The sequence below is a fragment of the Cupriavidus sp. 05L411 genome, from assembly GCF_056398045.1.
This window is the reverse complement of record NZ_JBFTOQ010000091.1, coordinates 1-14,156: the sequence shown is the minus strand read 5'-3', so window position 1 is coordinate 14,156 and position 14,156 is coordinate 1. Positions and strand designations below refer to the sequence as shown.

Annotated in this window: 12 protein-coding genes and 3 pseudogenes; 3 read left to right on the top strand and 12 right to left on the bottom strand. The window is 64.1% G+C overall.

Going from position 1 to position 14,156, the window contains the following annotated elements; all coding sequences use genetic code 11:
* A partial coding sequence (locus AC1DQR_RS39555) for an isochorismatase family protein (protein ID WP_477135063.1) occupies positions 1 to 383 on the bottom strand: 383 nt, incomplete at its 3' end.
* Positions 384 to 799: 416 nt separating this feature from the next.
* On the opposite strand from AC1DQR_RS39555, the gene AC1DQR_RS39550 reads away from it, so the two are divergent.
* Entirely contained in the window at positions 800 to 1,492 is a 693-nt protein-coding gene (locus AC1DQR_RS39550; RefSeq protein ID WP_477135062.1) for an NnrU family protein, read from the top strand.
* Positions 1,493 to 1,506: 14 nt separating this feature from the next.
* On the opposite strand, the gene AC1DQR_RS39545 is transcribed toward AC1DQR_RS39550, so the two are convergent.
* From AC1DQR_RS39545 to AC1DQR_RS39515, 7 genes are all read right to left on the bottom strand, one after another.
* Positions 1,507 to 2,415, bottom strand: a complete 909-nt coding sequence (locus AC1DQR_RS39545; RefSeq protein WP_416051896.1) for a LysR family transcriptional regulator — start codon at positions 2,413 to 2,415, stop codon at positions 1,507 to 1,509.
* 226 nt (positions 2,416 to 2,641) lie between these two features.
* Entirely contained in the window at positions 2,642 to 3,415 is a 774-nt protein-coding gene (locus tag AC1DQR_RS39540) for an SDR family oxidoreductase (protein WP_253927965.1), read from the bottom strand.
* A 179-nt stretch (positions 3,416 to 3,594) separates the two neighbouring features.
* The gene (locus tag AC1DQR_RS39535; RefSeq protein WP_416051894.1) at positions 3,595 to 4,164 is read right to left on the bottom strand and encodes a hypothetical protein; all 570 of its coding nucleotides are present in this window, start codon (positions 4,162 to 4,164) and stop codon (positions 3,595 to 3,597) included.
* 373 nt (positions 4,165 to 4,537) lie between these two features.
* Positions 4,538 to 5,539 (bottom strand): Bug family tripartite tricarboxylate transporter substrate binding protein, encoded by a 1,002-nt coding sequence (locus tag AC1DQR_RS39530; RefSeq protein ID WP_183036849.1) that lies wholly within the window; start codon positions 5,537 to 5,539, stop codon positions 4,538 to 4,540.
* Positions 5,540 to 5,638: 99 nt separating this feature from the next.
* Entirely contained in the window at positions 5,639 to 6,811 is a 1,173-nt protein-coding gene (locus AC1DQR_RS39525) for an acyl-CoA dehydrogenase family protein (RefSeq protein WP_416051892.1), read from the bottom strand.
* Between the two features lie 12 nt (positions 6,812 to 6,823).
* Positions 6,824 to 8,050 (bottom strand): CaiB/BaiF CoA transferase family protein, encoded by a 1,227-nt coding sequence (locus AC1DQR_RS39520; protein WP_477135061.1) that lies wholly within the window; start codon positions 8,048 to 8,050, stop codon positions 6,824 to 6,826.
* A gap of 9 nt (positions 8,051 to 8,059) precedes the next feature.
* On the bottom strand, positions 8,060 to 8,836 hold the full coding sequence (locus tag AC1DQR_RS39515; RefSeq protein ID WP_416051890.1) for an enoyl-CoA hydratase/isomerase family protein: 777 nt from the start codon (positions 8,834 to 8,836) through the stop codon (positions 8,060 to 8,062).
* A 132-nt stretch (positions 8,837 to 8,968) separates the two neighbouring features.
* Between AC1DQR_RS39515 and AC1DQR_RS39510 the strand changes: the two genes are divergently transcribed.
* Complete coding sequence (locus AC1DQR_RS39510) at positions 8,969 to 9,871, top strand: IclR family transcriptional regulator (protein ID WP_416051889.1); 903 nt, start codon at positions 8,969 to 8,971, stop codon at positions 9,869 to 9,871.
* 142 nt (positions 9,872 to 10,013) lie between these two features.
* Here AC1DQR_RS39510 and AC1DQR_RS39505 read toward each other — a convergent pair whose 3' ends face one another.
* From AC1DQR_RS39505 to AC1DQR_RS39490, 4 genes and pseudogenes are all read right to left on the bottom strand, one after another.
* Complete coding sequence (locus AC1DQR_RS39505; RefSeq protein WP_477135060.1) at positions 10,014 to 11,105, bottom strand: branched-chain amino acid aminotransferase; 1,092 nt, start codon at positions 11,103 to 11,105, stop codon at positions 10,014 to 10,016.
* Between the two features lie 599 nt (positions 11,106 to 11,704).
* Positions 11,705 to 11,905, bottom strand: a pseudogene (locus AC1DQR_RS39500) (TrbI/VirB10 family protein); the annotation flags it as partial.
* A pseudogene (locus AC1DQR_RS39495) lies at positions 11,881 to 12,307 on the bottom strand (TrbG/VirB9 family P-type conjugative transfer protein); the annotation flags it as partial. The pseudogenes AC1DQR_RS39495 and AC1DQR_RS39500, both read right to left, overlap by 25 nt.
* Positions 12,308 to 12,320: 13 nt before the next feature.
* Positions 12,321 to 13,100 (bottom strand): annotated as a pseudogene (locus AC1DQR_RS39490) (LysR family transcriptional regulator); the annotation flags it as partial.
* A 125-nt stretch (positions 13,101 to 13,225) separates the two neighbouring features.
* Between AC1DQR_RS39490 and AC1DQR_RS39485 the strand changes: the two are divergent.
* On the top strand, positions 13,226 to 14,140 hold the full coding sequence (locus tag AC1DQR_RS39485) for an MBL fold metallo-hydrolase (RefSeq protein ID WP_477135059.1): 915 nt from the start codon (positions 13,226 to 13,228) through the stop codon (positions 14,138 to 14,140).
* Positions 14,141 to 14,156: the final 16 nt, after the last annotated feature.

Sequence of the window (14,156 nt, the reverse complement as noted above, 5' to 3'; positions counted from 1 at the left end):
TGCATCGCCGACAGCGCGAAGGTGGTGTTGCAGACCTCGGTCCACAACCCCGCCACGATGATCTTCTTGCGGCCGTTGGCGGCCAGCGCGTCGCGCACCTTCTGGTCGTCCCACGAGTTCATCGAGGTGCGTTCCAGCGTCTGCTGGCCGGGAAATACGTCAAGCAGTTCGGGGTAGGTATAGCCGGAGAAAGACTCGCTCTCCACCGTGGTGATGGTGGTGGGGATATTGAAGATCCTGGCCGCCTTGGCCAGGCCCACCGCGTTGTTCTTCATTGCCTGGCGGTCCATCGACTGCACACCGAAGGCCATCTGCGGCTGGTGGTCGATGAAGATCAGCTGGCTGTTTTGCGGGGTCAGGACTTCGAGCTTGGCGTTGGTCATGATTTCTCTCCTTGGCTATCTGGTTGAATTATTTAGAACGTCGTCTTTGGCGTCGATCCGTCCATGGGTTGAACTTTATGGCAGCGCCAGCTGACTATGTGATGAATTAGTCGGATTACTTGTTCAATTTTATTGATTGATATTTTGGGAGCAGGAAGCAGCTAAACGGTGGGGTGGTCGCGTTGGCTTTCGCGACACCCAAGTAGTAATCTCCAGTACTGGCCGCCGGATATGGAACAAGGCAAATGCCCCACTGCTCGATGGCGGCTTGAATTGCAATGGCGAAGTGTCCAAATGAAAACCCCTTCATCGCGAAGTACGCTCTGCGCCGGCAGCGCCTAATCAGTCCGGTCACGCATCTTCGCGAATTGGGGGTAATACGGTCAGCCGACGATACGACTTGAGGAGCCGGGCCAATGGGAAGCACCAACGCAGTTGCGGTGGCGGCAGTCGCCTTCGTGGGCAGCCACTTTCTCTTGTCCCATCCGCTGCGCAGGGGGGTGGTCCGCGCACTTGGCGAAGCGGGGTTCCAGGGCGTCTATTCGCTGGTTGCGGTCTTGACGCTCGGCTGGCTGATCCTGGCGTACCGAAAGGCGCCCCTGACGGCACCACTATGGCTGGTAGGAAACGGCCTCTGGGCGACTGTGACCACGGCCATGCTGATCGCGTCGGTCCTCCTGATGGGTTCGCTGATCCGCAACCCGGCGCTTCCCACCGGCGGTCGGCCCAGCGCGTTCCCGGAAGCAGCGCGCGGCGTGTTCGCGGTGACGCGCCACCCAATGATGTGGTCGTTCGCACTTTGGGGGCTGTGCCACATCGCGGTGTTTCCGGTGGCCAAGAACATCATAATCGCAGCGGCTATGGTCATCCTCGCGCTCGTCGGCGCCGCGCTGCAGGACCGGAAAAAGGAGCAGCTCCAGCCCGATCTCTGGCCCGCATGGGAGTCCAAGACAAGTTATCTGCCGTTCGCGGCGATTGCCGCTGGCCGTGCGCGGCTCGGCGGGTTCGGCTTGCACGCGCTTTTGGGCGGGCTCGTCGTCTGGCTCGCAGCGACTTGGGCTCATATCCCGCTCGCCGGTTGGGCCGCGGGCATCTGGCGCTGGCTGTAGCCGCAGCCGCAGCGTCAGGCGTCCAGATACACCCGCATCAGTTCCTCGAACCACTCCACGAACACCGCCAGCCTTCGCGAGCGCTGGCGCCTGTGAGGGTAGAGTATTGAAACCGGCATGGGAGCGGCGCGGTGCGAGGGCATGACTTCCACCAACGCCTTGGCGTCAAGCATGTGTTGCACGTCGAAGCGCGGAATCTGGATCAACCCGAGCCCGGAGCGGCAGCAGGCGATATAGCTTTCGGCATTGTTCACCACCACCCGGCTGGGAACATTGCTGGCGAGTTCGCGGCCATCGGCTGCCATGTATTCCCACGGCAGTTCCCTCCCGGACGTCGGTGACGCATAGCCCACAGCCCAATGCCCGTTACTTAACTCGTCCGGATGCTCGGGTGAACCGTGTTCGCGCAGATACTTGGGACTGGCGCAGTTGATCAGCGCGATTTTTCCCAGTGGACGCACCACCAGGCTGCTGTCGTGCAGGTTGCCGATGCGCACTGCGCAATCCACGCCTTCCCGCACAAGGTCGATGGACCGATCGGCCGAGCCCAGGGCCAATTGCAAGTGGGGATGGCGGCGCAGCAGGCCAGGCAGCGCCGGCGCGATCAGCCGCCGGGCGATGCGGCTAGGTACGTCCACCTTGAGCCGCCCGGCCACCTGGCGCTGGTTGGCCTGGAACAATTGGTCGATGTCTTCCACATCGGCCAGCAAAGGCCGTATGCGCTCCAGCAACTGGGTGCCATCGGCCGTGAGGCGAACCTGGCGTGTGGTTCGATGCAACAGCCGCGCACCGACCTGGATCTCCAGTTGCTGAATAGCGGCCGAAACCGAGGCGCGCGGCAACTCCAGCGCATTCGCTGCCTTGATGAAGCTGCCCATCTCCGCCACCTGGACGAAAACGCGGTACTGATCGAACCGGTCCATGTCTCTCGCTTTTCCAAGCCGCTTCCTTCGTGTTTGCTGCTGCCATCTAATGTCCCGGTGCATGGTCGGGCATGGGGTGGCCCGGCCGACTGATCAGACTTACCGAGCGGTCGGCCAACTCCTCCGAACTGGCGAACGGCAGGTAGAAGGATAGCCGCAATTGCGCATCGACTGCGCGGCCAACGCCAGCCCCACCGCGATGAAGTTCACGGTAAGCATGGTGGCCTCACTTGGTGGTGTAGCCGCCGTTGATCAGGATGGTTTGCCCGGTGATCCACCAGCCGTCGCTGACCAGGTGGCGGATAAAGGGCACAACGTCCTCGATGTCGGTCAAGCCGGTCTTGCTGAAGGGCGACAGTGCGGCGGCTGTCTTGTGGTACGCGACCGCATCGGCGCCTTCGGCCGGGTAGAAGAACGGCGTGTCCATCGGACCCGGGCCGACCGCTGTCACTGAGATGCCGCGCGCGCCGAACTCCTTGGAGGCTGCGCGGGTGTAGTGCTCCACCGGCGCCTTGGTGCCGGCATACGCGGCATAAAACGGCGTGAAGGCCCCGAGCAGCGACGTGACCAGCGTGCAGATCTTGCCGTTGTCGTTCACGTGCCTGCCAGCTTCCTTGAGGAAGAAGAAGGCCGCCTTGGCGTTGACCGCCGTCATTTCGTCGTACTCGGCCTCGCTGATCTCGGCGAACGGCTTCTTCAGCACCTTGCCAACCGTGTTGATGGCGATGTCCGGCTTGCCCACGGCGGCGATAGCGTCGGCAAACAGTTTCTCGACGGCACCGGCAGTCGTCAGGTCGGCCTGGATCGCCACGGCCTGAGCACCTGCAGCCTTGACAGCGGCAACGGTCGCGTCGGCTTCGGCCTTGCTACCCGCGCTGTTGTAGTGGATCGCCACGGCCTTGGCACCCTGATGGGCAAAGTCGCGGGCGATCAGCCCGCCGAGGTTCTTCGCGCCGCCAGCGATGAGCACGACTTTGCCCTTGATCGAATGGTCTGCCATGGAACATCTCCTTCGTGAATGAATGGAGAGGACAGTCTAGGCAAGGGCCTCCAGAAGATCAGCCAGGCGATTCCGGATGGATTGTCCAGAAAATCATCCCAATCCGAAGATAGGTCAATGCGGAGCTGGCGTGTAGCCGGCCAGGTCGGATAGGTTTTCCATTTCGGCGCCCACTCGCCCTATTGCGGGGACCGGGACGTGTCCGGCGCCGCCACGCGCTCGCCGGGCGCCGAAAGCAGGCGGTTCACCTTCACCACCAGGCGCCAGTGCACCCCCCAGCATAGCAGCGCGACACCGCCGGCCAGCTCCCCGACGGCATTGGGCAGAAGCGACACGATCTGCGCCGCGCACCAGCCGAAGCCGGAGACGAAGCCGAAGCCCGTCAGGCCCGCCAGGCGGGCATTGGTGGCAGCTTCCGCGCGTATCGAACGGCTGACATTGCCGACGATAAAGAAGTCCTCGACGAAGTTGTAGGGCAGCAGGAACATCAGCCAGACCGACGCCGGCTTGGCCGCGCGCGCAGCCGGGCCGATCTGCTCCAGGCAGCGCTGCAGCGAACGGCAATACAAGCCGACTGCCGCGAGAAAAGCGAGCACCACGGCGGATACCGGCAGCCACCCAGTCTGCCAGACCGAAGCCAGCACGCCGGACCGGGCATCCGGATTCGCAAACGGATAAAGCAGCCCCACCGCAACCAGCAGGGTCGCGCACAGTTTGAAGCTCATCAAGCCCATGTTTCTGGTCAACACAACAGACTCCGAAGCCAGGAGGACTCCGCCTGGCAAAGCGCAATTAGCGCAGCAGGCCGAGCATGGCCGCCCGTACCACCGCTCCCGCCATCACAGCGCGCCGCATCCAATATATCTCCCACACAAAATCCATAGGCCATCAATACTCGACGGATATATCGTTAAATCATATTAACCACAACAATACTAGCCACTCACAGGGGATATATTACCGAAAACATCTCTTCCAAATCGGAGTAGCGCGCGCGCCGGATTGTGAGCCTTGCACGTGTAACTCACCTCGAAGGTTGATTGGCGCGGCTGGAAACTGCCACGGACCGAGGAAGCGAAAGGGGCATGAGCCCCCTGCGCTCCGCCGCCCCGCGCTCTCTTTTTACTGCAGCTCGATCTTCGCGATCGCCGCCAGCCGCTTCCAGCGCGCGATTTCGTCCTTCTGGTAGTCGCGAAGCTCTGCCGGCGTGGACAGGATCAGCGAGGTGGACTGGCGTTGGTAGTACTCCTTGACGTCGTCGGCGGCGCCAGCCTGGGCGAACAGTTCGCCCAGGCGTTGTGCAATGGGCGCAGGTGTCTTGGCGGAGACCGCCGCTGCCACCCAGTTGTAGGCCAGGAAGTCCGGCACGCCGGCTTCGGCCGCGCTCGGCACGCCCGGCAGTAGCGGCGAACGCTGGGGCGCGGTGTAAGCCAGCGCGCGCACCTTGCCGCCCTTGACAAGCTCAATCGCGCCGCTGGCATCCACCACGGCGAAGTCCACGTTGGCGGCCATCACGCCGTTGATCGCGTCGCCCGCGCCCTTGTAGGGCACGGCAGTGGTCTTCATGCGGCTTTGCTCGTTCAGCCATTCGCTGTACAGCGTGTACGACACCGAGCCGGTGCCGTAGTTGAGCGCGCCGGGCCGCTTGCGCGCGTCCTCCACCAGCGCCTTGAGCGTGTGGTACGGCGAGCTGGCGGGCACGATGATCAGGCATGGCCCACGCGACAGCAGCGTGATGGGCGTGAAGTCGGTCAGCGGGTCGTACGGCAGCTTGCGGAAGGTGGCAGCATTGGTGGACAGCGTGGAGTTGCTGCCGATAAACACCGTATATCCGTCCGCYGGCGCGCTGAGCAGCGTCTGCACGCCGATAAAGCCGTTGCCACCCGGCTTGTTCTCCACCACCACGCCCTGCCCCGTCAGCTCGCCGATCTTCTTGGCGAACATGCGGGCGGTCATGTCGGTACCGCTGCCGGACGGGAACGGCACGATAAAGCGGATCGGGCGGCTGGGAAATGCCTGCGGCTGCGCCAGCGCGGCGAACGGCGCGCCTGCCAGGCTAGCTGTGAGGACGGTGCCAGCCAGGACAGCGAAGCGGCGCCGGGAACAGTTCACGGTTCGGGTCATGTTGTCTCCTTGCTCTTCCGCCTGGCAGTGGGTTCCGCCAGTGCGGGTGCGTCAGTGATTCCGTGGTTCAGTGATTCCTTGATTCGCTTTGGCGGCGGGCTAACGCTTGAGGCCCAGCAGATCCCGCGCAATCACCCATCGGTGCACTTCGGACGGGCCTTCGTAGATGCGCATCAACCGCGTCTCGTTGGCCATCTGCTGCAACGGCATTTCCTTGGTCATGCCCATCGCGCCAAAGGCCTGCATGGCGTGGTCGATCACGTCCCAGGCCATCTCGGTAGCGAATACCTTGATCATCGAGACCTGGGTACGCGCCTCGTCGCCGGCGTCAATGCGTGCCGCGGCCTCGTAAGTCATCAGGCGACAGGCGTGGATGCGGGTGGCGGCATCGGCCACCCACCACTGGATTGCCTGCCGGTCCGCCAGCGCGGCGCCGAAGGTGCGGCGCTGCGGCGCGTACTCGCACAGCATGTCAAGCGCGCGCTGGGCGCGGCCAATGCACCAGGCAGCCATCTGCACGCGCCGGCTGGACAGCCGTGCCTGCATCGGCGCGAAGCCCTGGCCTTCCACGCCGAGCAGCTGCGTGTGTGCAACGCGGCAGTCCTCCAGCACCACCTCGTAGGTGGAGGCGCCGCCGATCATGGGGATGCGCCGTTCTACCTTGAAGCCGGGCGTGCCACGGTCGACCAGAAAAGCGGAGATGCCGCCGCGGGCGCCGCGCGCCTTGTCGGTCACGGCCATCACGATGGTCCAGTCGGCGCGGGCAGCGCGGCTGATCCAGATCTTGCGGCCGTTGAGCACCCAGCCGTCGCCGTCGCCGTCGCGTTCGGCACGGGTGGTCATCATGGCCGGGTCGCCGCCGGCGCCGGGCTCGGAAACAGCGATGGCGGAGATGGTCTCGCCGCGCGCGTACGGTTCCAGGTAGCGCGCGCGCTGGGCCGCGTCGGCGGTCTTGAGCAGCATGCGCAGGTTCGGCGAATCGGGCGGCAGGTCGTAGGGTGTGACGGTCTTGCCCAGTTCCTCGTTGACGCCGACCATGGCCACCACTGGCAGGTCGGCGCCGCCCATCTCGGCCGGCGCATCCAGGCCCCACAGGCCCAGCTCACGCGAGAGTCCGTCCAGCTTGTCCTGCTCCTGCGGCAGCAGCATGAGCTGGCCGCCCTCTGCCTCGCGGGCCAGCACGCCCGCTTCGAGCGGGATCAACTGCTCACGCACAAAACGCGCCACCAGGTCCTTGAGCATCTGGTGTTCTTCTTCCAGTACGAAGTTCATGCAATGTCTCCTTTATTGTTTGCTTGCCGCTTCGGCCGGCGTCCCTCCGCCCGTCACCCGGGCGATGTCTTCAGGGGCTAGCCCGGCTTCGCGCAATACTTCATCGGTGTGCTCGCCCAGCGTGGGCGCGTGGCGGCGCAGCGACAGCGGCGTGGCGGAGAAGCGCGCCGTGGGCCGCATCTCGCGCAAGGGGCCCTCGGTGGGATGCTCGGTCTGCTGGAACAGCCCGACCGCTTCCAGGTGCGGATGCATCGGCAAATCGTCCGGCGCATAGATCGGCGTGGCGGGGATATCCAGCGTCTCGAACAGCGCCATCCACGCCTCTGTGGTCCGGGTTGGCGTGATTTCCGCGAGATGCTGGTACAGCGCGCGGATATGGGCGTTGCGCTGCGCGCGGCTGGCGATGTTGTACTTGTCACCCAGGTCATCGCGGCCCACGGCGTGGAAAAAGGCTTTCCAGTGGCGGTCCGTGTATGGCAGCGCGCAGATCCAGCCGTCCGCAGTCTGCGCCGGCCGCCGCCCGCCCTGCAGCAGGCGCGCATAGCCGGCCGCGCCGGTGGCGGGCTCGAAGGTCAACCCCGCCAGGTGCTCGGCCATCACGAAGCTGGCCATGGTTTCCAGCATCGGTACCTCCACCGCTTGCCCGCTGCCGTGGCGCTCGCGGTGCAGCAGCGCGGCCATCACCGCGTTGGCCAGCGCCATCCCGGTGGTCTTGTCGGCGATCAGGCTAGGCACGTACTCGGGCCGGCTGCCGGCGACGGAACCCAGCGCCACCAGGCCGCAAGCGGCCTGGATGATGTCGTCGAAGGCCGGCTTGTCGCGGTGTGGGCCGTCCTGGCCAAAGCCGGTGGCCACGCAGTAGACGATGCGCGGGTTCAACGCTGCCACCGCAGCGTAGCCAAAGCCCAGCCGCTCGATGGCGGCCACGCGCATATTGTGGATCAGCACATCGGCGCCGGCGATCAGGCGGCGCAGCGCCGCCGTGCCTGCAGGCGTCTTCAGGTCCAGCACCACCGAGCGCTTGTTGCGGTTGAGCGCCAGGTAGATCGAACTCATGCCGGCGTTGCGCGATACGCCGTTGGCGCGCATGAGGTCGCCTTCCGGCCCCTCGATCTTGATGACGTCCGCGCCCAGGTCGGCCAGCGATTGCGTGGCCAGGGGGCCCAGCACCACCGAAGTCAGGTCGAGTACGCGAATTCCCTCGAGCGGGCCGGCGCAGACGGGTTTCTCATGTTGCATGCGGCCCCCTCAGCGGCGCTGGAAGACGGGTGCGCGGCGCTCGGCCATCGCCGCCACGCCTTCGCGGAAATCCGCGGTGGCGAACTGCACGCGCTGGATGGCCAGTTCACGCTGGTTGGCCTCCACGATGCGGTCGGCCAGCCCCAGGCGCAGCGTCTCGCGTGTGCTTTCCACGGCCAGCGGCGCCGAGGCCGCGATATCGTGCGCGAGCGCCAGCGCGCGGGCACGCACCTCGGCCTGCGCCACCAATTCGTCGGCCAAGCCGATGCGCACCGCTTCTTCGCCATCGATGCGCCTGCCCGTGTACAACAGCAGCGCGGCCTGCTGCTCGCCGATCAGGCGTGGCAGCGTCACGCTCATCCCAAAGCCGGGATGGAAGCCGAGCCGGTTGAAGCTGGCGCTAAAGCGCGCTTCGCGGCATGTGATGCGGAAGTCCGCCACCAGCGCCAGGCCCAGCCCCGCGCCGATCGCGGCACCCGCAACCGCGGCCACGATGGGCTTGCGGTTGCGGTACAGCTTCATGGCCTGTGCGTAGAAGGCCGATGGGTCGCGCGAGACGCTGCCCTGGTCGGCGCCGCTGAAATCGGCCCCGGCACAGAAGGCGCCCACGCCGGACGACAGCACAACGGCGCGGCAACTGTCGTCCTCGTCGAGCTGCAGCAGCGCTTCAGCCAGCTGGCGCATGACGTCGGCGTCGACGAAGTTATGGGGCGGGCGGGAGATCTCGATCTGCGCGACATGCTGGTCGCGTGTCAGGACGATTTCGGGGGTGGATGCCGAGGTCATGGCGAAGGGCTCCGGGAAGTGGAAAGGCACCCAGTATTCGCCGATGCGGATTCCCGCGCTACACTACAATTTCGGATACCGAAATTACTTGCAGCACCCCGACGCTGGATTGGCGGGCCTGCGGCCAACGACATGCCTGATCCGCATCCCCATTCCGACCCCGTTTCCGACCCCGTTTCCGACCCCGATGTCCATCCGGATTCCCGCGCCAAATCGCCTTCGAGCCGCGAACTCACGCATAGTACCGGCCAGTTCACGCGACAGACCGGTGGCAGTCAATCGCTCGAACGTGGCCTGCTGCTGCTGCGCGCGTTCCGCGTCGGCTCTTCCAGCCTGACCAATGCGGACCTGGCTGCGCGCACCGGCCTGCCGCGCCCCACTGTCAGCCGCCTCACGCGCTCGCTGGTGGACAGCGGCTTCCTGGGCTACGACGCCACCGAGCGCGCCTATCGGCTGGCGGCCGTGGTGGTGAGCCTTGCGGACGCCTTCCACCACGCCACCACGGTGCCCGATATCGCCCTGCCGCTGATGCGCAAGATCGCCGAGGCGGAAAAGGTCAATGTCGGCCTGGCCGTGCCCGACCAGACCGCCATGGTCTACCTGGCCGCGGTGCGCCACAGCCGCGACAGCGTATCGCGCACCCGGCGCGTAGCGCCCGGCACGCGCGTTCCCATGGAACTGACCTCGATCGGCATGGCGTGGCTGGCCGCGGTGCCGGCCGGCGTGCGCGACCACCTCCTCGCACGGATCGAGGAAAAGGCCGGCGGCGAATGGCCGGCCTTGCACAAGGAACTGTCGCGTGGCATTGCCCAGGCCCAGGCACAAGGCTATTGCAGCACCAACTACCAGCCGGGTCACCTGACCGCCGTGGGCGCGGCGTTTCGCGGGCCGGACCACCAGTGGTACGGACTCAATATCAGCTTCCCGCACAAGCCCAGCGAAAAGCCGCGTGATGTAGCGCGCTATGCGCCGCTGCTGCTCGGCCTGATCGAGAAGATCAGCGCGTCATGCGGGGTGGAGGACGGCGTGGCGTGAGTATGACGGCCGGCGGCTAGCGTGGGGCCGGCATGGCGCAGCGAGATGAGAATCCGGCCTGCGCCATGGTTTCCGGTTTGGCCTGCCGTTTGCCAAGCAGCGGATCAGGCCAGCCCGAACGTAAGCGTTCCGCAAGGCACCCTTACAAACCGACCTGATGGACCCAGCCGGCAGGGCCAGCGGCCTGGTTGCGCTGAATCTCCACCAGCCGCTCCCTTAGCACCTTGACGGTGTTGCCAGCGGCGCCGTTCCCGATCGCGAAGCGCGTCCGCGCGGACCGCACTTCGCCAATGGCCACCAGCGTCGCCGCCGTTCCGCAAACAAAGGCCTCGGCCAGGCGTCCGCTTTGGGCATCCGCCTCCCACTCGGGGTACGAATATCGGCGCTCCTCCACCACCATGCCCATCTCCCTGGCCAGCGCGATCACCGAAGCCCGGGTGATGCCCGGAAGAATCGAGCCGCTAAGCGGCGGCGTGACCAGGGTGCCGTCGTCCAGCACGAAGAAGATGTTCATGCCACCGAGTTCCTCCACCCAGCGGTGCTCGGCGGCATCCAGGAAGACCACCTGGTCGCATCCGTTCGCAGTGGCCTCGCTCTGCGCGACCAGGCTGCCGGCATAGTTACCACCGCACTTCGCCTCGCCGGTGCCGCCGGGCGCGGCGCGGGTGTAGTTCTCGGATACCCAGACGGAGACGGCCTTGTCGCCGCCCTTGAAGTACGGGCCCACCGGGCAGGCGATCACGCAGAAAATGAACTCGGAGGCGGGCTTGATGCCGAGGAACACCTCGTTGGCAAACATGAAGGGACGCAGGTAGAGGCTGCCCGAGCCGTGCGGCACCCAGGCCTGGTCGATCCGCACCAGTTGCTCGATCGCTTCCAGAAAGAGCGATTCGGGCAACGCCGGCATGGCCATGCGCTTGGCCGACGCCTGGAAGCGGCGCGCGTTCTCGAGCGGGCGGAACAGCGTCACGGCGCCATCCGCGCCGCGATAGGCCTTCATGCCCTCGAAGATCTCCTGGCCATAGTGGAGTACCGAGCACGCCGGATCGATCGAGAACGGCTTGCGGGCAGTGACCTTGGCGTCCTGCCAACCCTGCCCTTCACGCCAGGTGATCGTCACCATATGGTCGGTGAAGACGCGGCCGAACGCGGGGTCGCGCATCAGTGCATCCCGCGTGGCCGCGTCGAGCGCGTTCGGGTTGGGTTCGAGGCTGAAAATGGTTTGTTGCGTCATGAGCGCGCGTCTTCCTTCGCTGGCGTTGGGGATTGGCAGCAGGGCGAACACCCCTGTCTGCCGCCGGCATGGCACGTGGTTTTACGTGAAATCCGAGGGTATCGATGATCGCATGCTCGCGCCCGGTTTGTCTTCAATGACAAGGATTGACCTTCGCTCCGGACATTGCTTAGCCGCTACATCGTCCGGACAGGGCAGCTTGAGAGCCGTTACCCAGGGGTGGCGCTTGTCCCCCTGCTCGACGCCCTGGTTAGCGCCGCGAGGAAATTCGAATGGCAGACAGACGAAGAGGGGCAAAGTGCAGAGATTCTTCCATAAGATCAATGCCTTACGAGCGGGATTCGAAGTCTGGGATGCCGATTGACGAAATTAATCCGGACTTATGCGAATTGACGACTTTGCTTCGTGGGGAGTGCAAGCAATATTGTCAATTCACCGGCCGGACCTCTAAATACGGCGCGGGTTCCAGGCAGATTCCGGAGTGACAGAATTGCTTTGCTCTACGCCTACCTTGTTCACGCTGTCCTGCAAGCCATCGCGGCCGGCGATGACGATTCGGTTCCACACCATCTGCACACGGCTCCCCCGTAGGCCAGGCCATGGCCAGGCAGCGCATAGGTCGGCGTCACCGGCTGCTGCAATTTCACAATGGCTGGCCCCGAGTCACCCGGCAGCGGCGGCCCCAGCTCCGGCACCTTCGCTGGCAGCTTGGAGTAGTCCGCCGGCAGCCCTTCCAGCCCTTCCAACTTCGAGACCCGATCCACGTTGCATAGCTCGTCCTGTTCGGCCGCACCACGTCGCCCTTGTCACCGCCCAAACGCAGCTCGGCCGCGCCGAACAGGCGATCCACGATGTAGTACGGCGAGCGGAAGCGGATTTTCTCCAACGACAGCCCGGCATCGACCGGCGCGGCGGCGCTGGCCGCCTGTCCTTGGCGCTACAAGGCCAGCATCCGGTCTTTGGGGTAGTCCCAGGACACTGAAGCCATCCAAGCCTTCTCGGTCGATGTCAGCTCGATCAGGTAAGTGCGCCGGCTGGTGGTGATGACCAGATAGGTCTTGAGGCCCGAGCAGATCGCTTTCACCAGCACATAGACGCGCAACGCATCCCCCGGCACCGTTGGACGTGTCGCCCACGATCCAGCGCACCGTGTCGCCAGCGGCCACGGTGACCAGTTCCTCGCCCGGCTGGAGCGCAATGACCATCCAGAAGGGCGCGCACCCGCTTGGGCATGTGTTTCCTAGAGGGGAACACAAGGTAGAGATTCAGCTTCGGTAGGATTTCAATTGTGTCGATGCGCTTTAGCAGTCCACGCAGCACGTCTCCTTTGCAGAGGTTGTCCGGAAGAATGGCGATGACCTGTTCGCCAATTGCGAGTTCTCGCGCCAGCGCCAAGCTAAGAGTGCTAACCCATGAATCGCCTGCCTTGACCGGCCTCCGCGTGGGAATGTCGGCCGAAATACCGAGTGGGTTGATCAGCGGGAGCTGCTGCCACGCATCGACGCAGGACGTTGCCACATACAAGCCAAGCGACSCGGTTAGCACTCGTGTGGATACTAGCCCCAGGACGCCGGGATCTCGACCACGCAGTGCCAAATCGAATCCATCTTCGATCAGATGAACGGGGTGATCAGATACGTCAACTATWACCCSGATACGAGGATGCTCTTGTTTGAATTCAACCAAGAGCTGAACCAGCCAAGACATCGGAAAATCAACTGGAATCGATAGCCGGAGCTGGCCCGAGAGCCCTTGTTTCGATACSAGAGTGTCTTCCGCTTCCGCAAGCGTGGCGAGCGCCGACTCGCACGCATCGAGGTAGAGCCTACCCTCGTCGGTCACAGTCACTACGCGCGTTGTCCGTTGCAGCAAGCGAACACCGAGTCTGGACTCAAGCGCCTTGACCCGGGCGGTGATGGTGGAGCGGGGTAGCTCCATGCGCTGTGCCGCCCTGCTGAAGCCGCCAACGCGGGCGACCTCGAGAAAGGTTTGCATTTGATCCAGTTCGCTCATTGTCCAGATTGTCCAAYTTTTTTGCCATGTTAAACCAAGTTTGGRCGATTACRTCGTTCAGTGGTGGTCACTATAGTGTGCCTCTATCACCATATGGAGAGATGCACATGAAAACTTGCCTTCAAAYGACCTTTGCTGTCTTGGTCGCCTTTCTGTCTGCCTCCGGCTTGGCAGCCCCCCAGACACCGAATGTCGTATCGAGTGAACCAAGGGTCGAAGTCGAATGGCTTGGCGGCGCRACTATGCTGCTGCGCTTCGATGGCACAACGATACTGACCGATCCAGCATTTGGTGAGGGGGCGGCGGCATTCACTATGTTGGATCCAAATGCGTCGGCGCGCGCAGAWGGGGCTCTACACCAAGTGGCTCACAGACGCCTCACGCCATTTCCTGGCATCAAGGTAGCTGAGGTGAACTACACGCTGGTGAGCCATCTGCACGAAGATCATTTCGATCAGAAGGCGGAAGCGAGTCTGCCGAAGACCTTACCCGTGGTTATCCCTCCCGCTGACGCTAAGCGGTTGGAGGAGAAGAAGTTCACTGCGGGCCGGCCTCTGGATTGGGGASARACGCTGCGAATCGATACTAGCAACGGGCAGATCGAGATCTCGGCTTTGCCGGCAGAACACTCGCCCAATCCTCTCGTTTCCGGGCAGTTGGGCCGTGGCAATGGTTACTGGCTAACGTTCGTCAGGGGCGGGTGGCAACGGTCGCTGTACTGGACGGGGGACACGTTTCCAACGSCTCGGGTCATAGCAGCAGTGCAGGCTAAGGGGCGTCCGGACCTCTTGATCGGACATGTGGGTGGTGTGGGTGCTGGCGGGATGTTTGGCAAGATCAGCATGGGTGGCGCGGAGCTTCGCGTGCTAGCTGATCAGGTTAAGCCTGCGACCGTGTTGCCCATCCACCATTCCACCTATGCCCTGTACCAGGAGCCGGTCTGGAAAGTCGCCGAGCAATTCTCCGGCTCGCCTTATCGATTCAACCTCTTGAGCGAAGGGAGTGTGTTGGTTCTACATTGATCCGTGGAAACGTGGC